The organism is Gallaecimonas zhanjiangensis (assembly GCF_057624825.1).
Genome location: NZ_CM172603.1, coordinates 1614757 through 1634882, shown reverse-complemented (window position 1 = coordinate 1634882; position 20126 = coordinate 1614757). Strand labels below are relative to the sequence as shown.

The 20126-nt window shown below is 58.7% G+C and carries 18 protein-coding genes; 2 read left to right on the top strand and 16 right to left on the bottom strand.

Annotated elements, in window-relative coordinates:
• Positions 1-7: 7 nt before the first annotated feature.
• Positions 8-541, bottom strand: coding sequence for an outer membrane beta-barrel protein (locus AC22G1_RS07715; protein WP_487316238.1), 534 nt, complete (start codon positions 539-541; stop codon positions 8-10).
• A 166-nt stretch (positions 542-707) separates the two neighbouring features.
• Positions 708-1841: a tetratricopeptide repeat protein gene (locus tag AC22G1_RS07710; protein ID WP_487316237.1), complete on the bottom strand. Its 1134-nt coding sequence runs from the start codon at positions 1839-1841 to the stop codon at positions 708-710.
• Between the two features lie 112 nt (positions 1842-1953).
• On the opposite strand from AC22G1_RS07710, the gene AC22G1_RS07705 reads away from it, so the two are divergent.
• The gene (locus tag AC22G1_RS07705; RefSeq protein WP_487316236.1) at positions 1954-2550 is read left to right on the top strand and encodes a Yip1 family protein; all 597 of its coding nucleotides are present in this window, start codon (positions 1954-1956) and stop codon (positions 2548-2550) included.
• Positions 2551-2577: 27 nt separating this feature from the next.
• Here the strand turns inward: AC22G1_RS07705 and purF are convergent, their stop codons facing one another.
• The 10 genes from purF to fabB all read right to left on the bottom strand — a co-directional run bounded on the left by purF (position 2578) and on the right by fabB (position 15012).
• Positions 2578-4092, bottom strand: coding sequence for an amidophosphoribosyltransferase (purF, locus tag AC22G1_RS07700; protein ID WP_487316235.1), 1515 nt, complete (start codon positions 4090-4092; stop codon positions 2578-2580).
• A gap of 24 nt (positions 4093-4116) precedes the next feature.
• Positions 4117-4605 carry a CvpA family protein gene (locus AC22G1_RS07695; protein WP_487316234.1) on the bottom strand — a complete coding sequence of 163 codons (489 nt, stop codon included), beginning with the start codon at positions 4603-4605 and terminating at the stop codon, positions 4117-4119.
• 68 nt (positions 4606-4673) lie between these two features.
• Positions 4674-5261, bottom strand: a complete 588-nt coding sequence (locus AC22G1_RS07690; RefSeq protein ID WP_487316233.1) for an SPOR domain-containing protein — start codon at positions 5259-5261, stop codon at positions 4674-4676.
• A 1-nt stretch (position 5262) separates the two neighbouring features.
• Positions 5263-6483, bottom strand: a complete 1221-nt coding sequence (gene folC / locus AC22G1_RS07685; RefSeq protein ID WP_487316232.1) for a bifunctional tetrahydrofolate synthase/dihydrofolate synthase — start codon at positions 6481-6483, stop codon at positions 5263-5265.
• Positions 6484-6496: 13 nt separating this feature from the next.
• Positions 6497-7366, bottom strand: a complete 870-nt coding sequence (gene accD, locus AC22G1_RS07680) for an acetyl-CoA carboxylase, carboxyltransferase subunit beta (RefSeq protein ID WP_050658673.1) — start codon at positions 7364-7366, stop codon at positions 6497-6499.
• 81 nt (positions 7367-7447) lie between these two features.
• Entirely contained in the window at positions 7448-8242 is a 795-nt protein-coding gene (gene truA / locus AC22G1_RS07675; protein ID WP_487316231.1) for a tRNA pseudouridine(38-40) synthase TruA, read from the bottom strand.
• A 90-nt stretch (positions 8243-8332) separates the two neighbouring features.
• On the bottom strand, positions 8333-11524 hold the full coding sequence (locus AC22G1_RS07670) for a FimV/HubP family polar landmark protein (RefSeq protein WP_487316230.1): 3192 nt from the start codon (positions 11522-11524) through the stop codon (positions 8333-8335).
• 116 nt (positions 11525-11640) lie between these two features.
• Complete coding sequence (locus AC22G1_RS07665; RefSeq protein WP_487316229.1) at positions 11641-12651, bottom strand: aspartate-semialdehyde dehydrogenase; 1011 nt, start codon at positions 12649-12651, stop codon at positions 11641-11643.
• Positions 12652-12658: 7 nt separating this feature from the next.
• Positions 12659-13735 carry a 4-phosphoerythronate dehydrogenase gene (locus AC22G1_RS07660; RefSeq protein WP_487316228.1) on the bottom strand — a complete coding sequence of 359 codons (1077 nt, stop codon included), beginning with the start codon at positions 13733-13735 and terminating at the stop codon, positions 12659-12661.
• Between the two features lie 62 nt (positions 13736-13797).
• Positions 13798-15012 (bottom strand): beta-ketoacyl-ACP synthase I, encoded by a 1215-nt coding sequence (gene fabB, locus AC22G1_RS07655; RefSeq protein WP_487316703.1) that lies wholly within the window; start codon positions 15010-15012, stop codon positions 13798-13800.
• 132 nt (positions 15013-15144) lie between these two features.
• Between fabB and mnmC the strand changes: the two genes are divergently transcribed.
• A complete protein-coding gene (gene mnmC / locus AC22G1_RS07650) occupies positions 15145-17034 on the top strand; it encodes a bifunctional tRNA (5-methylaminomethyl-2-thiouridine)(34)-methyltransferase MnmC2/FAD-dependent 5-carboxymethylaminomethyl-2-thiouridine(34) oxidoreductase MnmC1 (protein WP_487316227.1) in 1890 nt (629 codons plus the stop codon).
• Between the two features lie 108 nt (positions 17035-17142).
• On the opposite strand, the gene AC22G1_RS07645 is transcribed toward mnmC, so the two are convergent.
• The 4 genes from AC22G1_RS07645 to aroC are packed head-to-tail and all read right to left on the bottom strand — an operon-like array spanning position 17143 to position 20126.
• Entirely contained in the window at positions 17143-17412 is a 270-nt protein-coding gene (locus AC22G1_RS07645; RefSeq protein ID WP_487316226.1) for a YfcL family protein, read from the bottom strand.
• Between the two features lies 1 nt (position 17413).
• Positions 17414-18523 carry an ATP-NAD kinase family protein gene (locus AC22G1_RS07640; protein ID WP_487316225.1) on the bottom strand — a complete coding sequence of 370 codons (1110 nt, stop codon included), beginning with the start codon at positions 18521-18523 and terminating at the stop codon, positions 17414-17416.
• Positions 18520-19056 carry an elongation factor P hydroxylase gene (locus AC22G1_RS07635; protein ID WP_487316224.1) on the bottom strand — a complete coding sequence of 179 codons (537 nt, stop codon included), beginning with the start codon at positions 19054-19056 and terminating at the stop codon, positions 18520-18522. The genes AC22G1_RS07640 and AC22G1_RS07635 overlap by 4 nt, the downstream gene beginning before the upstream one ends.
• A 5-nt stretch (positions 19057-19061) precedes the next feature.
• Positions 19062-20126 carry a chorismate synthase gene (gene aroC, locus AC22G1_RS07630; RefSeq protein WP_487316223.1) on the bottom strand — a complete coding sequence of 355 codons (1065 nt, stop codon included), beginning with the start codon at positions 20124-20126 and terminating at the stop codon, positions 19062-19064.

The following is a 20126-nucleotide window of genomic DNA, read 5'->3' as shown; positions in this document are numbered from 1 at the left end:
GCTCTCCTTAGCGCAGCGGGAACTCAAATCCCAGGCCCAATTGCCAGTCGAGGTAGTTGTCTTGGAAGGTGTCGTACAGGAGGCGGAATTCGGTCCTGACCTTTATGCGGGTGCCGCCAAATTCCTTGAACACCAGGCCAAAGCCGGCGTTGCCAAAAACCGCGGTTTTATCGTTGCTGTCGGGCACCACGTCATTGCGGGTCAGCCCAAGGCCAGCCAGCACGTAGGGGGTTGCGCCGTAGTCGGAGCTGAAGTTGTAGCGGACATCCAGGCCAAGGCCGGTCTGGTAGAAATCGGTGAAATCGTCTTGGTCTGTTTCCAGCACGTTGTAGAAAGCCTGCGCTTCCCACACCCAGTGCTCATCACTGGACCAGCCATAAATCGCCCTTACCCCAAAGCCACTGTTGTCGGTACCTCGGTCAGTATCGGCACCGATATAGGTGGGCAAGATGCTGACATGAAGGGATTCGCCGTAACTGGCAGCAGGCAGGAGGGAAAGAAACAGGGTAATGACAGCACAAATTGAACGGACTTTTACCATGATGCTCACTCCATCGAGACGCGGTTTCTAGCTAAGGGGCAAAGCTAGCTACCGGGAGACGAAAAAGAGGCATTCACCGGCAAAGGTTTTATCGATGTTTTGATGTTGTTATCAAAAGCAACACGCCGATTGGCAACACGTAAAAGCCGCAACTAGGCTTAGTGGTTTATAGGTAGGTCTCCTTCCACCGCAAAATGCGGTCATGGATCTCTGGCGTACTGGCCAACAATAAGGCCTTTTCAGCAAAGCGCCCGGCCAGGTGTGACTGCCCTGACAAGTAGTAGCACTTTGCCATTCCCCACAACGCTTCCTCGTTGATGTCGTCTATTTCCAAGGCTTTTTCATACAGGGCTTTCGCTTTGGCCACATGGCCTTCGGCCAGCAACTGTTCGGCTTGGTCAATAAAATCGAAGGGGTTGTCAGGCATCAACCGCACTGCGTTCGCTTTGGCACTGGCGGCCTCCAATGTGCGCCCTTGGGCATTGAGCAGTACTGAGAGGTTCTGCCAGACAGATGCGTCGTTGCCATCAAAACGCAGTACATAGCGGTATACCGCCTCAGCGGCTTCCGGCAGGCCGCTGCGGCGGTAAATTACCCCTAAAAGATTCAGGGTTTCGTTTTCAGGGTTTGTCATCAGCGACGCCTTGGCGGCCCAATAAGCTTCTGAATAACGCTCCTCGACAAGCCAGTTAACGGATTGATTATGATAAAAAAGTGCTGTTGCTTGCTGGTCACTGATGGGCTTCGCCCGTAACCGGTAACGCTCATAGCCTTGCTGAAAATCCACCACCCGGTAACCGTTCTCGCCAATGACATTGTTATCCCCCAAGTCCTGGGTTTTGACCCTGACATTAACGTGTTTTGACAGGGTCACCAGGTCACCATTTCGCATCCATCTGGGCGCAATAGCCACACTTTGCACTTGGGCCGGCAATTGCCAGTAGCGCGCCGCCACGGCCGTAAAAATTGCCAACGACAAACAATTACCTAACCGGTGTTCCAAGGTTTGTGAGGGGGTGAAGTTCATATCGGCGTGATAGCGGATAGGCGCATCGAGATCTTTAAAAAGCAACGTCAGCAATGTCTGAAGCCGCTTTGCCCTGTCGATGTCTTGCCGTGAATCATCCAGCAACGTCGTCAAGGCCTGAGGCACTTGAAACAGCACTTGAGGGGAAACAAGCTCAGGCTTGACACTAAAGGCGTCATCTTGCCAAAGCACATGTGGCACTTCCCTGGGCCGCTCTTGCATTGTGCTCTGGCATCCAGCGAGCACCAGAAAAACAAGAACCCAAAGGCGCATTAAAATCACCAAAAATAAACATTTTTGTTACAATCAAGTCTAACGTCATGTCGCCCAGTTTGCGCCAATAGGGCAACTCCTCCGGCCACCCAACCCATAGGGTTTAGTCTGCATGTTCTTACGCCATATTTGGGGCTTTTACGCCCACCCCAAGGAACAGTGGCACCTGCTTGACCAACAGCAGGCAGGCCCCGCGCGTAGCCTGTTGCACTTGCTGCTGATGGCATTGATACCCGCTACCTGTGCTTATTACTCGGTTAGTGAGATCGGTTGGCAGCGTTGGGATGGAGGGCCGGTGAGGCTGCTAAAGGGCCACGCCCTTGTGATGACCAGCAGCATTTATCTTTTGTTGATAGGTACGGTGTTTTTGCAAGCCTGGGTGGCCAAATGGATGGCGAGCAACCTACGCGCCCAAGCGTCATTCCTGCAAACGCTGGAACTGGTCGTTTTTACCGTCACCCCGCTGTTCATGGTGGGGCTGGCATTGCTCTACCCTGCGCCCTGGTTTGTTATCTTGGCGGGTTTGGCTGGCGCGGTGTACGCCATTTACCTGATGTATCTGGGCGTGCCTATCATGATGCGTATTCCGCACGAGCGAGGGGTTATCTTCGCCAATGCCTTGGTAACATTGGGGTTGGTATTACTGGTTACCTTACTTGGGGTTATGGGGCTCATTTGGGGGCTGGGATTTGCATCGATATACGGATAAAAAAAGCGGCCCGCAGGCCGCTTTTTCTTAGGCGTCTTCGTTATGAAGCTCGAGGTTGGGGTCCTCGACATTGGCCTGCTTGATTTTGGCTTTTTCTGAGCGTGCTTTGTCCAGCGCGTCCAGATAGGCCTGGTCGACGTCACCGGTAACGTAGGCACCATCAAACACCGAGGTTTCGAACTGCTGCACGGCCGGGTTTTCCTGGCGCACCGCATCAATCAAGTCGGGAATAGACTGGAAGATAAGGCCATCGGCACCGATTTGGTCGCAAATGTTATCCACTTCCCGGCCGTGGGCGATCAGCTCGTTGGCAGAAGGCATGTCGATACCGTAGACGTTGGGGAAACGCACTTCCGGCGCCGCCGACGCGAAATACACCTTGTTGGCACCGGCGTCGCGGGCCATTTGGATGATCTGCTCGGAGGTGGTGCCACGCACGATGGAGTCGTCCACCAACAGCACGTTCTTGCCTTTAAATTCGGCGTTGATGGCGTTCAGCTTACGGCGCACCGACTTACGACGGATGGTTTGGCCGGGCATGATGAAGGTACGGCCGATATAGCGGTTCTTCACAAAGCCCTGGCGGTACGGCAGGTTGAGCACGCTGGCGATTTCCAGGGCGATGTCGTTGGAGGTCTCCGGGATGGGGATCACCACGTCGATATCCAGGTCGCTCCAGTCTTTCTTGATTTTCTCGCCCAGCTTGCGGCCCATGTGCACCCGCGCGGCATAAACGGAGATGCCGTCGATGGTGGAGTCAGGGCGAGCAAAATAGACGTACTCGAAAATACAGGGGCAGTGAACCGGGTTGTCGGCGCATTGCTGGGTGAACAGCTCGCCGTCTTCGGTGATGTACACCGCTTCGCCGGGAGCCACGTCACGCATGAACTCAAAACCTACGACGTCCAGCGCCACAGACTCGGACGCCACCATGTACTCAACCCCTTCGGCACCTTCACGGCGGCCCAGTACCAGCGGGCGAATACCGTAAGGATCTCGAAAGGCCACCAGGCCGTGGCCGATGATAAGGGACATCACCGCATAGGCGCCGCGGCAGCGGCGGTGAGTTTCGCTAACAGCCTTGAAGATGTCTTCAGGCTGCAGGGAAATGGCGGTGCAGGAGGTCAGGGCGTGGGCAAATACGTTCAGCAGCACCTCGGAATCGGAGGTGGTGTTGATATGGCGGCGCGCTTCTTTAAAGAGGCTTTCCTGCAACTCTTTGGCGTTGGTCAGGTTGCCGTTGTGGGCAGCAGCAATACCAAAGGGAGAGTTGACATAAAAAGGCTGGGCTTCAGCACTGGAAGACGAGCCAGCGGTGGGATAGCGCACATGTCCAAGGCCAATATTACCGGACAAACGCTCCATATGGCGGCGCTCAAAGACATCCTTAACCAGTCCGTTGGCTTTGCGCAGACGGAAGGTATTGTTTGAAATGGTCACAATACCAGCAGCATCCTGTCCGCGGTGTTGGAGTACGGTCAGGCCATCGTAGATGGATTGGTTGACCGGGGACTTACCAACGATACCGACGATACCACACATGTTTCGTTCCTCTCGGTTAAGGCGTTAGCCTTTGGGCAAAAAGCTGGAGCTTGCTTGCAGGTATTCAAAAAACCACTGCACCACCACCCCAAACTCGGGAATGAGTTTGGATGACTTCCACCAGGTGGAGTCGGATAACGTGGTGAAGCTGTCTACGGCAAACAGTAAGGCGGCAACAACCAGCACCCCGCGCAAGGCTCCGAAGATCATGCCCAGCAGCCGATCAAAACCGGTCAGGCCGGTTTTATCTACCAGTTGTCCAATAATGTAGGTCAAGAGGCTCCCCAAGAACAGGGTCACCACAAACAGCAGCACGATGGCCACTGCGTTTCGAATAAGGGGGTCGTCCAGGCTGGTGAAAAGCACGGCCAGTTTGCTGTAAAAAGCGCTGGCGACGAAAAAAGCCGCTACCCATACCACCAGCGACATGGCCTCCCGCACAAAGCCCCTAACCAGGCTTATCAATACAGAAAGGCCAATGATGACCAAAATCGCGATGTCGACCCAATTCATCCAGTCACGCAAACGTTTAGATTTGAAAGGCGGCGTATTCTAACCCAGACCAAGGGCCTGTGGTCAATTTACTGAAGCGGGTCATATTGGAATATGCGCCCCTTAAGGCCACTGGCGGCATTGAGCTTGGCCAGCTGCCCTTCCAGACGGCTGCGATCGGCTTCCGGCCCTACCAGCACTTTGGACAAACCGTTCTCTTGGACCAAAAACGCCTTAAAGCCACTGTTTCTGAGCTTTTCAACGAGATCCAGGGCCGATTGGTGATTACCAAAAGCCCCCAGTTGCACCACATAAGCGACCCCTTGCACTTTTGGCTGAGCCGGCGCTGGCGCCGCCGTTGCCGTTTTTTGTGCGCTTGAGTCAATCGCTTTCTTGGCAGCTGCGGTCTGAGGTTTTTCGGCTTCGGTAGGCTCGGCGGCTTTGGGGTTATCGTCAGGCAACGGTGCTGCCTTGGGCACCTCTTGGGTAGTTGCCAGTGCATCGGCCGGATAGGTGGCAGGCTTTGGCGCTTCGCCCAGCTCCGGGCGCAGCGGTATCACCTCGAACTTTTCAGGCGTGGGCGCCTGGGGCTCTTTTAACAGCTCCGGCACGATAAGGGCGGCCAGAGCCAAAAGCACCACGGTGCCAACAATGCGGTTGGTAATCGAACTTGCCACTTCACTCCCCCACGGGCAAAACCTGAGCCACAGTGTAAAAGGAACCAAACACAATGACCACGCTGTCGGGCCCGGCCACCTTAATGGCAGCTTGCAGGGCCGTTTTTACATCGGCAAAGGTCTTGTCCTTACCCAGCAGCTTGCCAAGGGTTGCCGCAGGGGCAGCGCGGCCAACCCCGGGCAACTCGGCCGGATACCAGCAGCTTATCGCATTCATTTCGGCCAAGGTGCCGGCAATGTCTTTATCCGAGAGCATGGCGCACACCCCATGAATAACCTTACCGGGGTAGCGGCGCTCAAGCTCGGCGTTGAGATAACGGGCGGCATGAGGATTGTGGGCCACATCGGCCAGCACCAGCGGCGAGCGGCCAAGCACCTGCATTCGCCCTGGCAACCGCGCCTGGGACAATCCTTGGTTGATAGCATCAACCGGTACCTCAAGGCCCAGCAGCGCCAGGGTTTGCAGCGCCGTTGCCGCATTGGGTAGCGGCAGCGAGGGCCTGGCATAGTCCTGGCCGTTAAAGGTCCAGCTAAGGCCTTGGTCCTCATAATGAAAATCGCGGCCCACCCATTTTAGGCGCGCGCCGATACGCAGCACTTCTTCCAAAAAGACCGCGGTCGGCTGCGGCTCGCCGCACACCAGCGGCTTGCCGTGGCGGGCAATACCCACCTTTTCACGGGCCACCGACTCGCGGGTGTTGCCCAAAAAGGCTTGGTGGTCCAAATCGATACTGGTTACCACCGCCACATCGGCATCGACGATGTTGGTCGCGTCCAGGCGCCCGCCGAGGCCCACTTCCAAAATCACCACATCAAGGGGGTGCTGGTGGCACAGCCACAGAGCAGCCAAGGTGGAGAACTCAAAATAGGTCAGGCTGGTTTGGCCGCGCGCCTGCTCAATGGCGGCAAAGGCCTGGCAATGCTCGGCTTCGCTGAGCATCTTGCCATTGACCCTGAGCCTTTCGCGGTAATCGATAAGGTGCGGCGAGCTGTACACCGCCACCGAGTAACCTGCCGCCATCAACATGGCTTCGAGCATGGCACAGGTGGTGCCTTTGCCGTTGGTGCCGCCCACCAGCAAGGTTTTAGCGGGCAGTGGCAGCAGTTTTGCGTCGTCAGCGACGCTGCGTACCCGTTCCAGCCCCATATCAATGGCGCTCTGGTGCAGGTTCTCTAAATGAAAAAGCCAGTCCGCAAGGGACTGGCCAGAAAAGATGGTCATTCTTTCAATGCCCTCAGGCAGCCGACTCGGTGCTGGGCTGCCCCATCAACTTGGCCAGCAGACGGGCGATTGTATCACGCATCTGACGGCGGTCGACGATCATGTCGATAGCACCCTTTTCCACCAGGAATTCAGAACGTTGGAAGCCTTCAGGCAAGTCTTCGCGCACCGTCTGTTTAATCACCCGGGGGCCGGCAAAACCGATAAGGGCTTTGGGCTCGGCCACGTGGATATCACCCAGCATGGCAAAAGACGCCGACACACCGCCCATGGTGGGGTCGGTCAGTACCGAGATAAAGGGCAGGCCCTTATCGGTCAGGCGCGCCAGGGCAGCGGAGGTTTTGGCCATTTGCATCAGCGACATCAGCGCTTCTTGCATACGGGCGCCACCGGAAGCCGAGAAGCACACCATGGCGCGGTTTTCCTTGATACAGGTTTCCACGGCGCGCACGAAACGTGCACCCACCACAGAACCCATGGAGCCGCCCATAAAGTCAAATTCAAAGCTCGCCGCAACCACCGGTAGGCCTTTGAGCTGCCCTTTCATAACGATAAGGGCGTCTTTCTCGCCGGTTTTCTTCTGGGCTTCAACGATGCGGTCTTTGTACTTTTTGGAGTCGCGAAACTTCAATACGTCCTGCGGCTCAAGATCGCCCGCCAGCTCTTCACGGCCGTCTTGGTCGAGGAAGCTGTCCAGGCGAGCGCGGGCCTTGATGCGCATGTGATGGTCGCATTTGGGGCACACTTCGAGGTTACGCTCGAGCTCGGCGCGGTAAAGAATTTGGTCGCACGAATCGCATTTGGTCCACACCCCTTCCGGGATGTTTTTGCGATCTTGGGAAACATTTTTGGTTTTATTGAGGATCTTTTCAATCCAGCTCATAAGACACCTGTAAGAGCCACGGAAACCTTATAACTCACGGCATTAAATCATAGATAAGCCGCAGGTTTTAGCAAAAACTGGTCAGCTGAGGGGGTCGGGCAGGAACAGCGGACCCGGCTGAGGCGCTGGCAGGCCAAATTGCGCCGGGTAGCTCACTTCTACCAAGTACAAGCCGTTGGACGGCGCCGTGGCCGGTGCCAGGTTGCGATCTTTGAGCGCCAGCAGCTCGGCAATGGCCGACTCAGGCAACTCCCCGTCACCGACTTTTAGCAAGGTGCCGACGATATTGCGCACCATATGGTGCAAGAAGGCGTTGGCCTGGATATCCACCACCACGTAATGGTTAAAGCGGCCCACAGAGACCTTCATCACGTTACGAAAAGGGGTGTTGGACTGGCACTGAATGGCGCGAAAGCTGGTGAAATCCTGCTCTCCCAGCAGCGCCTGGGCGGCGCGGTGCATGGCCTTTTCATCCAGCGGCCGGTGGTAGTGGGTCACCCCATGGCGCAAAAGGCCTGGCCGGTAGGGCTGGTTGACGATGATGTAGCGATAACGCCGGGCGGTGGCCGAGAAGCGGGCATGAAAATCATCCTTGACCGGCATCGCCCAGCGCACGGCGATATCGTCCGGCAGGTTGGAGTTGAGCCCCAGGGTCCAGGCGCCCTCCCCTCGCACGGCATTGGTGTCAAAATGCACCACCTGCCCAGTGCCATGGACACCGGCATCGGTACGGCCGGCGCAGAAGATCTCTACCGGCTCATTGGCAACCTTACTGATGGCCGCTTCCAGCTGCGCTTGCACGCTGTCCACTTCCTGCTGGCGTTGCCAGCCGTAGTAACGGCTACCGTCGTACTCGATGCCAAGGGCGATGCGCATAGTTGTTCTCGTGCTTAAATCAGGCCGGGCATTATAGCCATAAACAAAAAGCGGTGGCATCGGCCACCGCTTTTTCTAGGTCAGCTGCGCTCAGCTAAGGCGCCCCAGCAGTTTAACGGCTTCGGCTTTCTCGTCCTCGGAGCCTTTGGACTGCACTTCGTCCAGCAGTTCCCGGGCCGAGGCCTGGTCGTCAATCTCCATGTAGGCGCGGGCCAGGTCGAGCTTAGAGGCCATCAGGCCGTCTTCTGCGTCGTCACCTTTACCCACCAGGCCTTCGTAGCCCTGCATGTCGAGATCCAAAGACCACTCGTTGTAAGGGTCTTCTTCTGACAAGTCCCCTTCGCTGTCTTTCATCAGCTCGTCGATGTCGATGAACTCGTCCTTGCCATCGGTTTTAACGTCACTGCCTTGCCATTCCAGGCCGTCGCCTTGCAAGGCGCTTTCGACCGGTTTAGCTTCAGGGGCATCCACCTTGGGCGCTTCCCAGCTCAGGGAGTTCTCGGCAGACCATTTGTCATCGGCTTCAAGGGAAGGCAGCTCGTCTGACACGTCGTCCAACCCTTCAAAGCTCAGATCGAGGTCGTCGCCTTCCAGGTCATCGTCGCCAAGGACCAGTTCGTCCTCGTCTGCCATGTCCATTTTTGAAAAATCGAAGTCGTCGTCATCCAGGCCATCAAGCGCGGCTTCTTCGCCTGCCAGCAGGGCCGCGTCACTCAAGGTGACGTCTTTGCCGTCAAGTTCGGCTTCATCGAGGACGAGGCTGTCTTCGTCGTCACCTTCGGCCAGACCCTCAGCCAGCGGCAGCTCGCCCGGCAACACATCGTCTTCACCGGTGGCAGATTCAGCCAGCAGCAAGTCGCCGTCGCCTTCATCATCGGCCTCGAAATCGGAGAAATCGAAATCCCCTTCCAGCTCTGCGGTGTTGGCGTCGGCATCGGCGGCGCTGAGGCCATCTTCGCTCAAGCTGACATCGTCATCGCCAAGCTCAAGGTCGCCAAAGTCCAGCTCATCTTCCAGCGCCTCTTCGGCCTTAGCCTCTTCGCTGTCTTCCAAGGTGTCGGTGAGCGGCAGGCTGGCTTCGCCAAGGTGCAGGGCTTCTTCTTCCGGCGCGTGCGGCTCGTCTTCGAGACTACCGATAAGCTCGTCGTCTTCGGTCTCAAATTCCGGCTCATTATCCGCGGCGGTGGCGGTGAGCTCGGGCTCTGCTTCTGCTTCGCTCACGGCTTCGGCTTCGGCTTCGGCTTCGGCTTCGGCTTCGGCTTCGGCTTCGGCTTCGGCTTCGGCTTCGGCTTCGGCTTCGGCAATCAGGGGAGCATCAACGGCATCAGAGGTCAACTGGTCATCTAGGCTGTTAGCAGGCGCGGCTTCTTGCTCCGGCTCAGCGTCAAAATCAGACGCTTGCTCGGCATCGTCAAAGGCCAATGCTTCCACGTCATCCATGGCGTCATCGCCGGCCAACAGCTCTTCGGCCTCGTCAAGGGCGCTTTCAACATCGCTGTCGTTTTGCTCATCCAGCTCCTCAGTCATTACCGGCGTTTCATCGCCGCCGAGGGTGAGGTCGTCCCCGCTTAACAGGGATTCGGCTTCGGCAAGGGCGCTGTCGAGGTCGTCATCGCCGGCTTCATCCACCAGCATCGCCTCGGCTTCATCCAGGTGCTGCTGAGTGGTTTCTTCTTCTTTGGCCAGCCAGTCGTCCAGGTCGCCTTCTTCATCCAGGCGGATGGCAAAGTCGTCTTCTTCTTCGAAGGCATCGCCACTTGCGAGAGTGTCGCCGTCTTCAAAGGTGGGCTCTTCTTCCGGCAGAGACTGAAGCATGTCATCAAGAGAAGCATCGGCAAGCGGGTCGTCTTCAATTTCGTTCTCTTGCGCCGAAGCGGCGCCCACAGCGGCGCCGGCAAGGGCGGCAGCGGCGGCAATTTCGGCTTCTTCAGGCTCAGGCTGGGGCCGCTGGCGCTCAGAGAAATTACGCTCTTCACTGGCAACCGCAGGTTCTGCCTTGCCACGGCGGCGCAGCACCAGGATCAACACCGCAACCAGCAGCGCGATAACGGCGCCGATAAGGCCCAGGCCAAGAGGCGAGCCCAGCAGCTGCTCAAGAGCGCTCTTCTCTACCGGCTTGGGTTGGTTGAGCTGGCTGTTTTGTTTGGCAATAACCTGGCGCAGCTCGTCTTGCAACTTGGCCTCGTCGGCCAGCTGTTGTTGCAGGCTCTTGAGCTCTTCCATCATTTGGTTGACGCGGGTCTTGAGTTGCTGGTTTTCAGCCAGAACCTGCTCAAGGTTGTCGGTGCTGGAAGAGAGCTCTTTACGCAGTTGCTCCATTTCGTCGGCGTGACGCTGGGCCTGCTCGTTGAGCTTGGTTTGCACCAAGGACTCGTCCACCTTGGGCCCTTTGCTGGCCGCCTTGACCACAGCCGGCGCCGTGTCGGCAGCAGCGGCGGTTTTGACAGGCGCCTTGGCTACCGGCGCTTTGGCCGTGGTAGTAGTTGGCGCTGGCTCGTCATGGGTGCCTTTGACAAAGCGGCTACGGGCTTCGCCAGCATCGACCGCCTCGACTTCGGTAAGGGTCGGCACACGCAGCACGGAACCTTTGACCAGACGGTTGATGTCACCATCCAAGAAGGCTTCGGGGTTTTTACGCTGGATGGCGATCATCACCTGATAAACCGACACACCGGTGCCGGGGCGCAGCCGGTTGGCAATGCTCCACAGGGTATCGGTGGGTGAAATAGGCCCGTAAATCTTGCCGCCAGCGCCCTTGGTGCTGCTGGCTGGGGTGTTGCTGCCAGTCAGCTGGCTGGCCGTGGCCGGAGCATTGACGGTGACAGACGGCGTGCTTTGCACCGCGCCTTGCGGGCTGCTGGCGATCGCCGTGTCGTCTTGTGGCAATACCGGCATGCTGTTGCCCGGCTTGTCGTCCAGCAGCAGATCGTAATCATTGCTGACGCTACCTTGCGGTAAGCCGCCCACTTGGACCTGCAACGACACAAAAGGCGCCGAGATGGCGTCATTGGAGCTCAGCACCAGATAGCGCCGGCCCTTTTCGGAGACCACATTGGTCACCCGCAGTTGTACCCGCTGGCCTTTGGGCTCAAAAGCCTGGCGAGCTGACAGGTCAATACTGACGTTGGCCGGGTCTACCGCTTCCGGGCCAACCAGTTCGAGCCTGGCGGAAAATGGTTGATTCAAGGCGGAGCTGACCTTCAGCTCCCCCAATTCCAGTGCAAGCGCTTGGGTGCTAAGTCCAGCAGCCAAGACCAAGGCAGCAGTCCTTGATAGTTTCATGCCGATCCCCGGGACTCCTTGTGAGCCCTTAATTGTAATTGTCAGAACGAAGCTATCATAAACAAGGCTGTAACAGTCCGCCAATAACAAAAAACCGCCCCGTGGGGCGGTTTTGCCTATCGATAGTTGGCGAGCCAGTATTCGGCTATCTGCACACTGTTGGTGGCTGCCCCTTTGCGGACGTTATCGGCCACCACCCACAGATTCAATCCGTTAGGGTGAGTAAAGTCGGCTCGCACCCGGCTGACAAAGACCGTGTCCTGGCCGGCAGCATGGGTGACTTGGGTGGGATAATCGGCGTCCGGCACCAATTCGACCCCAGGGGCCTGCACCAGCAACTCTTTAACTTCGTCAACATCCACCGGCTGGGCGGTTTCCAGGTGCACCGCTTCGGCGTGGCCGTAAAACGCGGGCACCCGCACGCAGGTGGCGTTTACCGCGACGTTGTCGTCACCCAGGATTTTCTGGGTTTCCCAGTGCATCTTCATCTCTTCCTTGGTGAAACCGTTGTCTTGGAAGACATCAATCTGCGGCAGACAGTTAAAGGCGATTTGCTTGGGAAACTTGCTGGGCTCGACCGGGCGGCCGCTCAGCACGTCGGCGGTCTGCTTGGCCAGCTCTTCCATGGCGCTGTGGCCAGCGCCGGAGGTGGCTTGGTAAGTGGAGACGTTAATGCGGGTGATCTGGTAACGGTCGTGGATAGGCTTCAACGCCACCAGCATCTGGATGGTGGAGCAGTTGGGGTTGGCAATGATGTTGCGGTTGCGATAATCGGCAATGGCTTCGGGGTTCACTTCCGGCACCACCAGCGGGATCTCCGGCTGATAGCGGAATTCGGAAGTGTTATCCACCACCAACACACCGGCATCGGCGGCAATGGGCGCCCAACGTTTCGATACGCTGCCGCCGGCAGAGAAAAACGCCAACTCCACCTGGGACCAGTCGAAGTTCTCAACGTCTTCGATGACAAGGCTCTTGCCCTTGAATTGACGAGTCTGGCCAGCAGAGCGGCTGGAGGCCAGCAGGAAAAGTTCGCCGACCGGGAAGTCGCGCTCTTCCAGCAGTTCCAGCAGGGTGTCACCGACGGCGCCCGAGGCGCCCAGGATTGCCACGTTGATTGTCATCATTACCTCGTCAATGGGACGCCAAGGCCCACACCTTGGCGCCGTCTTCTACAAATGTGGTGTCAAGGCTGCCCCACTCCCGGCGTTTCGGGTAGCTGCGGCGCAGCACATCAAAGGTTTTACCGGCCAACAGGCCTTGTCGAAACCAGGCGTCATCGTCGCGGATGTCATACACCAGGTTGCCCAGGCGCCGCACCTCGGCCAAGGTGCCGGTCACATGTGTTACCGCCGGGGCCGGCAGCCAGTTGCCAAAGTGGCCGCTGGGCGAAAGACCCTGATGGCGGCAAAGGGCCTCGTAGAGCATCCAGGTGCCGCGGCGCTTGCCTTCGATACTGTGCCCGGCGATATGCGGGGTCAGCCAGCGAGCAAGGCCTAGCAGCCTTGTATCAAAATCGGGCTCGGTTTCATATACGTCCAGCACCGCTTCACCACGGCCCGCTTCAAGCCAGCTCACCAAAGCGGCGTTATCCACCACGCTGCCACGGCAACTGTTGATGAGCAGCGCCCCGTCCTTCATGGCCGCAAGGGTATCGGCACCCAGCATCTTGTGGGTGGCGCTCCCTCCCGGTACATGCAGGGTAAGCACGTCCACCTGCGGCAACATCTCAGTCAGGGAGATAAAGCCTGGCTCGGCCTTTGGCGGGTCGCAGCACAGCACCTTAACACCCAGCGCATTTAGCCGTCTAGACAGCCGAGAGCCAATATTTCCGACGCCGACAATACCGACGGTCAAGGCCGGCAGGTCCCGGCCGGTCATCGTCTGCCAGTTCAGCACCGCCGACAGCACGTAGTCGGCCACGGCGTCGGCGTTGCAGCCGGGGGCCGCCGTCCAAAAAAGGCCTTTTTCTTCAATGGTTTTAATATCGAGATGGTCGGTGCCTATGGTGGCGGAGCCAATAAAGCGCAGCTTGGGCGCTTGGGCCAGCAAGGCAGCATCGACTTTGGTGACAGAGCGCACCAGCAGCACATCGGCCTTGGCAAGCTGCTCGGGGCTGGGCATTCGCCCGTCAAAACGCAGGATGGTACCGAACTCTGAGAAGAGTTCGTCAACCAACGGCATCAGGCCGTCAGCAAGGATAGTGAGCATAATCGAGGCACAAAAAAACCGGTTTGAGGTGAGTCTACCCCAAACCGGCCTTTTAGGGAGCCTTAGCCCTGGAAGCGTTTCATGACCAGAGAGGCGTTGGTGCCGCCAAAGCCGAAGCTGTTGGACATCACCACATCCAGTTTGGCGTCGGTGGCAGCGCGGATAACCGGCATGCCGTCGGCTTTCTCGTCGAGGTTCTCGATGTTGACGGACGGGGCGATAAAGCCGTGTTCCATCATCAGCAGCGAGTAAATGGCCTCGTGCACACCAGCGGCGCCCAGGGCGTGGCCGGTCATGGCCTTGGTGGCGGAGATGGCCGGTACCTTGTCACCAAAGAGGGTGCGAATGGCTTCCAGCTCTTTAACGTCACCCACCGGGGTGGAGGTGCCGTGGGTGTTGATGTAGTCGATAGCACCGTCCACACCCTGCATGGCCATCTGCATGCAGCGCAGGGCGCCTTCACCGCTGGGGGCGACCATGTCGTAGCCGTCGGAGGTGGCACCGTAGCCAACGATTTCGGCGTAAATCTTGGCGCCGCGGGCCAGGGCGTGTTCCAGTTCTTCCACCACCACCATGCCGCCGCCACCGGAAATCACGAAACCGTCGCGGTCGGCGTCATAGGTTCGGGAGGCTTTGTCTGGGGTGTCGTTGTACTTGGTAGACAAGGCGCCCATGGCGTCGAACATCATGGCCAGGGTCCAATCCACTTCTTCACCGCCACCGGCAAACACCACGTCCTGTTTACCCAGTTGGATAAGCTCGGCAGCGTGGCCGATACAGTGGGCAGAGGTGGAGCAGGCAGAGCTGATGGAGTAGTTCACGCCCTTTATTTTAAAGGGAGTGGCCAAGCAGGCAGAGACGGTGGACGACATGGTGCGCGGCACCATGTAGGGGCCAACACGCTTGACGCCTTTCTCGCGCAGGGTGTCGATGGCCAGGCTCTGGTTCTTGCTGGAGGCGCCACCGGAGCCGGCAACGATGCCGGTACGGATATTGGACACCTGCTCTTCAGAAAGGCCCGCGTCCGCGATGGCTTGCTCCATGGCAATGTAGGCATAACCGGCGGCTTCACCCATAAAGCGGATGGCTTTACGGTCGATGTGCTCGCTGATATCCAGCTTCACATCACCCCAAACCTGGGACCGCAGCCCCTGTTCAACGAACTGTTGGGAATGGGAGATACCGCTCTTACCGGCTTTCAGGGACGCCAGCACTTCCTCTGCGTTGTTGCCGATGCTGGACACAACGCCCAGACCGGTGATCACGACGCGCTTCATCATGCCTCACTTAATTAATTGCATTAACCCTATGGTACGCAAAGGAACCTGGGGAAGTGGTCGGCTTTCCCCATGGCCCAACATCCATGCCGAGGGTAGAATACGCCACCCTAAGCTCTGGGAATGACAACAATGCGACAGGCCGCCATACATTTCAATGAACAGGGTACTCCGGTAGCCCAAGACTTTGATGACGTTTACTTTTCCAACGCATCGGGCCTTGAAGAAAGTCGCTTCGTGTTCCTGCGCAATAACGGCCTGCCCCAGCGTTTTAGCGATCACCAAGGGGCCTTTGTTATCGCCGAAACCGGCTTTGGCACCGGCCTTAATTTCCTGGCCGCCTGGCAGGCTTTTAATGAACACGCAGGCCCCAAGGCGCGGCTGCACTTTATCTCCACCGAGAAATTTCCCCTAAGCCGCAGCGATTTAACCGCCGCCCTTAATGCCTGGCCCGAACTTGCCGCGCTCTCGGTGCAGCTTATCGAGCAGTACCCCGACGCCGTAGAAGGCTGCCATCGCCTGCTGTTTGGCAAGGTCACTCTGGACTTGTGGCTGGGGGACATTAAAGAATTGCTACCCAGTTGGCAGCGCCCCCAAGGGGGCCTGGTGGACGCCTGGTTTTTAGACGGCTTTGCCCCGGCTAAAAACCCGGAGATGTGGCAACAAAGCCTGTTTGACGCCATGGCCAAGCTTGCCAAACCCGGCGGCACCTTCGCCACCTTTACAGCCGCCGGCTTTGTGCGCCGGGGCCTGAGTGCCGCCGGCTTTGCCGCCAACAAAGTGCCGGGCTTTGGCACCAAAAGGGAGATGCTGGCAGGCAACTTGGTAGCGCCCAACATCGAGCCTGCGGCCACCATTTATCAAAGGCGCCCGGCGAAGAAGCTTGGCAAGGTAGCCATTGTCGGCGCTGGCCTTGCCGGCGCCGCCTGTGCCTGGCAGTTAAAGCGCCGGGGCATCGAAGCAACCCTTTTTTGTAAAGACAATCTGGCCGCCGTCGGCGCCTCAGGTAACCCCCAAGGGGCCCTCTACCCGCTGTTAAACATCGACCAAGACGCCGTCAGCCAGCTTTTTGCCAGCGCCTTTGGCTACAGTCGCCGCATTGCCATTGAAAGCGGCATTCCCCAAGGCCTCGACGGCCTGCTGCAACTGGCGCTGGACGACAAGCTCAAGGCCCGCTACCCGCGCCTAGCCGAGGGCTACCCGGCCCTTTGCCGCTATGTGAGCGAAGAAGAGGCCAGCGCTCTCGCCGGGGTATCCCTGCCCTACCCTGGCCTTTACTTTGAAAAGGCGGGCTGGCTGAAACCGCCGGCGCTGGTGGACTGGCTGCTGGCCGGCAGCAAGGTGCAGTTTGATGTGGAGGTCACCGGCTTTAGCCACAGCGCCGAGGGTTGGCAGCTCTTGGCCGGGGACACCGTGCTGGGCACTTTCGATAACCTTATTCTTGCCGCCGGCCCCGGTAATATCGCCCTGGCCGAGAAGCTGCCGCTTACCGCCGTGCGCGGGCAAATCAGCCAAGTCAAAGCCGACGGCCAGTTGGCCAGCCTTAATACCGTGCTGTGCCACAACGGTTATATGACGCCCCCCGAGGTTGGGGCTCTTTGTATCGGCGCCAGCTTTGTACGCCAGGATTTGGATATCGCGGTGCGGGATGAAGAGCACCAAGAGAATCTCGCCAAGATGAAGGCCAGCTTCCCGGACGCCGATTGGCTACCCGAAGACGTGGTGGGCGGTAATGCCGGCACCCGGGTGGTGCTGCGGGACCACCTGCCGGTAGTGGGCGCCCTGCCCGACCCGGCCGGTTTTGAGGGCAAGAGTGAGCGCGAAATGGCGGCTACCGAATATGAAGGAGTCTGGCTACTGGGCGGCCTTGGCGCCCGGGGCGTCACCTCGGGGCTGTTGTGCGCCGATGTATTGGTGTCGCAAATGCTAGCCGAGCCGCTGCCGCTGCCTAAGGCGGTGCTGGATGCCATCATGCCCAACCGGTTTTGGGTTCGCAGGCTTAAGAAGGGCCTTTCTATCTAAACTCAAGGGCCCAGCGAGGGACGCCAATAAAACCAAAAAGGCCCGGGCCAACGCAGTGCAAATCTGCGCCACACCCGAGCCTTTTTATTGGTAAGCGCAGTAGCGCCTTTACTGGCTGACCCGCTCCCAAAGGCCCACTACCAGTGCCTGATCCTGGGGGTTTAGCTCACCGGCTTCGATGGCTTTATTAAGGCTGGCTAGGACGCGGGTCTTTAACACATCAATTTGCGGCTCGGCTTCTTCCAGCTCGTATTGGCCGGCCGAAAGCATCACATGGCCTTGCAGGTAGCCGCCGGCAAAGAGGTCATCGTCATTGCCGGTCACGACCAAATCGTCCAGTTGGGTTTGGATATTATCTAGAAACTGCTGGTAAGCCATATCAGTCCGTCGGGTTGGCGGCCCGGTACATAACGCTGTCCCGGTAGCCGGTGATGATGGGGTAAATACCGGTGAGCTCTCGGTCTAAGGCCGCGTCGCCGGTATCGATGATAAGGGGGCGCCCGTCCAAGGCTTGTAATTTGCGCTTGGTGGCCACCACCAGGATGTTGTCGCGGCCGATGGCGCGAATCACCCTGGGGCTCAGCTGCTGGTTGCCGCGGCCAAAAAGATGGCCCTGGCCGCCAATCAGGGTGATCACCAGCTTGGTGCCGGGAATGATGGCCTCAAAGAGCTGCGCTTCGGTAAGGTCACTGCCTAACAGCTGCTCATCCTCAATAAGGTCAACCCCCAGCAGGCTGTTAGCAAGGCCCAGCTCTTCCATGATAAAGGCCACAGTGCTGCCCGAGCCCATCACAAAGCGCGCTCCAGGCTCCATGCGGCTGATAACCTCGCTGGCGATGTCGTGCAGCACCAGCTCATCCGATTCCTTGCCGCCCTGCTTGACCGCCTGCACGTAACGCAAGGAGCTGGGAATGCGCATTTCGCCAAAGCGTTTGGCGCGCACCACCCCCTGGCGAAACTGGCTCTCGTCGATGTCCATGACATCGGCGTCCACCAGGCTCAACAGCTCGCCGCGGTGCAAGGAGGCAATCAGCTCCCCGGCCGCCTTGGGGGTAACAGCGTAAACCCCAGAATGGATTTTACAGCCGGCGGGGACTCCCAGTACCGGCAGGGTTTCTTCCACGACGGCGCAGATATCCCGCGCCGTGCCGTCGCCGCCGGCAAACAGCAGCAGCTCAACGTGCTTATCCAGTAGCGCCTTGGCGGCAGCTTTGGAGTCTTCGGCAGAGGTGTCCTTTGGCGCCTGGTAGGCCACCTCAAAGCGAAAGCCCATCTCTTGAAGGAGATCGGCGCCCATCTCACCGGAGGCGGTGATAAAAGACAGCTTATCTTTTACCGCCAGTAAGGGTTCCAGGGCGGTGCGGGTACGGTTATTGGCCTGCTTGATGGCGCCACGGGCCAGGGCTTCTTCAACGACACCGTCGCTGCCCTTAAGGGCAACGCTGCCGCCAACCCCTGCCACCGGATTGATGATAAGGCCAAGCTTCATAGCGCCTCCGGCAAAGGAAAATCTGCCGCCACCGGTGGCTTTTGTCCGTAGAACGTCGCCAAAGCCGCCATAAAGTGGGCGGCGCGAGGGGGAAAGCCATCTTCTAGGTAGCGCAGCACCTGGCCGTGGACCTTGCGCTGAAAGCCAGCCCGGTCGGGCTCGGCGCTGCCGCTTAGGTTGTCGGTGCTGACGTTAAAGCGAAAACCGGCTGCAACGCACAGGCCCCATTCGATGGCCTGGGGTTTGACTTCAACGGATTCGAAGGCCTTTTGCTGGGCGTCGTCGCGGCCGTCCGGGCAGTACCAGTAGCCGTAATCCACCTGTTGGCGGCGCTGCTCCCCAGCCAGGCACCAATGGGCGATCTCATGAAGTCCAGAAGCGAAGTAGCCGTGGGCGAACACCACCCGGTGATGGGGGCTGTCGCTGTCTGCCGGCAGGTAAATGGGCTCGTCGTCGCCCCTGACCAGCACCGTGTTGTGGCTGGCCAAGAAGCAATCGTTAAAGAGCATGATGAGGTCAGAGTATTGGTGCATACGGCTTAAATGCGTCCGGTTTGCCCTCGGTGGCGCAACCAGTGGTCCATCAGGGTCAACGCCAGCATGGCTTCAGCGATGGGGACGGCGCGAATGCCCACACAAGGGTCGTGGCGGCCTTTGGTCACCACTTCCACGGCGTTGCCGTCGACATCGATGCTGCGCCCCGGCACCTTGATGCTGGAGGTGGGCTTGAGGGCGATGTTGACGCTGATGCTCTGGCCAGTACTGATACCGCCCAAAATGCCGCCGGCGTGGTTGGTGAGGAAACCCTCTTCCGGGGTGATTTCGTCGCGGTGCTCGGAGCCGCGTTGGCGGGCCGCTTCGAAACCGTCGCCAATTTCCACGCCCTTGACGGCGTTGATGCACATCATCGCCTTGGCGATATCGGCATCGAGGCGGTCAAACACCGGCTCGCCGAGGCCCACCGGTACGCCGCTGGCTTCCACCATTACCTTGGCACCGACCGAATCCCCTTCTTTTTTGATGGCGCGCAGCAGCTCGTCCAAGTCGTCCAGTTTGTCGGGGTTACCGCAGAAAAAGGGGTTTTGCTCCACCTGGCTCCAGTCGGTAACCGGGCAGTCCACCTCGCCCATGGCCACCAGGGCGCCGCGAATAGTCACGCCAAATTGCGCCAGCCATTTTTTGGCGATAGCGCCAGCGGCCACCCGCATGGCGGTTTCGCGGGCGCTGGAACGGCCACCGCCGCGATAATCGCGCAGGCCGTATTTGTGGTGATAGCCGTAGTCAGCATGGCCAGGGCGGAACTGGCGGGCTATTTCGGAGTAATCCTGAGAGCGCTGATCGGTGTTTTCAATCAGCAGGCCAATGGGGGTACCGGTGGTTTTGCCCTCAAAGGTGCCAGAGAGGATTTTGACCTGATCGGGCTCCTGGCGCGGTGTGGTGTAACGGGAGGTGCCAGGGCGGCGACGGTCCAGGTCGTGCTGGAGATCCGCCTCGGTCAGCTCAAGCCCAGGGGGGCAGCCGTCAACAATGGCGCCCAGGGCTAGGCCGTGGCTTTCGCCAAAGGTGGTGACGGTAAAGATGGTGCCAAAGGTGTTGCCGGCCAT

What these genes read in the sequence shown, in the direction of transcription:
- AC22G1_RS07715 (WP_487316238.1), bottom strand. Translation starts at nt 541, where the DNA reads ATGGTAAAAGTCCGTTCAATTTGTGCTGTCATTACCCTGTTTCTTTCC.
- AC22G1_RS07710 (WP_487316237.1), bottom strand. Translation starts at nt 1,841, where the DNA reads ATGCGCCTTTGGGTTCTTGTTTTTCTGGTGCTCGCTGGATGCCAGAGC.
- AC22G1_RS07705 (WP_487316236.1), top strand. Translation starts at nt 1,954, where the DNA reads ATGTTCTTACGCCATATTTGGGGCTTTTACGCCCACCCCAAGGAACAG.
- purF (WP_487316235.1), bottom strand. Translation starts at nt 4,092, where the DNA reads ATGTGTGGTATCGTCGGTATCGTTGGTAAGTCCCCGGTCAACCAATCC.
- AC22G1_RS07695 (WP_487316234.1), bottom strand. Translation starts at nt 4,605, where the DNA reads ATGAATTGGGTCGACATCGCGATTTTGGTCATCATTGGCCTTTCTGTA.
- folC (WP_487316232.1), bottom strand. Translation starts at nt 6,483, where the DNA reads ATGACCATCTTTTCTGGCCAGTCCCTTGCGGACTGGCTTTTTCATTTA.
- accD (WP_050658673.1), bottom strand. Translation starts at nt 7,366, where the DNA reads ATGAGCTGGATTGAAAAGATCCTCAATAAAACCAAAAATGTTTCCCAA.
- truA (WP_487316231.1), bottom strand. Translation starts at nt 8,242, where the DNA reads ATGCGCATCGCCCTTGGCATCGAGTACGACGGTAGCCGTTACTACGGC.
- AC22G1_RS07670 (WP_487316230.1), bottom strand. Translation starts at nt 11,524, where the DNA reads ATGAAACTATCAAGGACTGCTGCCTTGGTCTTGGCTGCTGGACTTAGC.
- AC22G1_RS07665 (WP_487316229.1), bottom strand. Translation starts at nt 12,651, where the DNA reads ATGATGACAATCAACGTGGCAATCCTGGGCGCCTCGGGCGCCGTCGGT.
- AC22G1_RS07660 (WP_487316228.1), bottom strand. Translation starts at nt 13,735, where the DNA reads ATGCTCACTATCCTTGCTGACGGCCTGATGCCGTTGGTTGACGAACTC.
- fabB (WP_487316703.1), bottom strand. Translation starts at nt 15,012, where the DNA reads ATGAAGCGCGTCGTGATCACCGGTCTGGGCGTTGTGTCCAGCATCGGC.
- mnmC (WP_487316227.1), top strand. Translation starts at nt 15,145, where the DNA reads ATGCGACAGGCCGCCATACATTTCAATGAACAGGGTACTCCGGTAGCC.
- AC22G1_RS07645 (WP_487316226.1), bottom strand. Translation starts at nt 17,412, where the DNA reads ATGGCTTACCAGCAGTTTCTAGATAATATCCAAACCCAACTGGACGAT.
- AC22G1_RS07640 (WP_487316225.1), bottom strand. Translation starts at nt 18,523, where the DNA reads ATGAAGCTTGGCCTTATCATCAATCCGGTGGCAGGGGTTGGCGGCAGC.
- AC22G1_RS07635 (WP_487316224.1), bottom strand. Translation starts at nt 19,056, where the DNA reads ATGCACCAATACTCTGACCTCATCATGCTCTTTAACGATTGCTTCTTG.
- aroC (WP_487316223.1), bottom strand. Translation starts at nt 20,126, where the DNA reads ATGGCCGGCAACACCTTTGGCACCATCTTTACCGTCACCACCTTTGGC.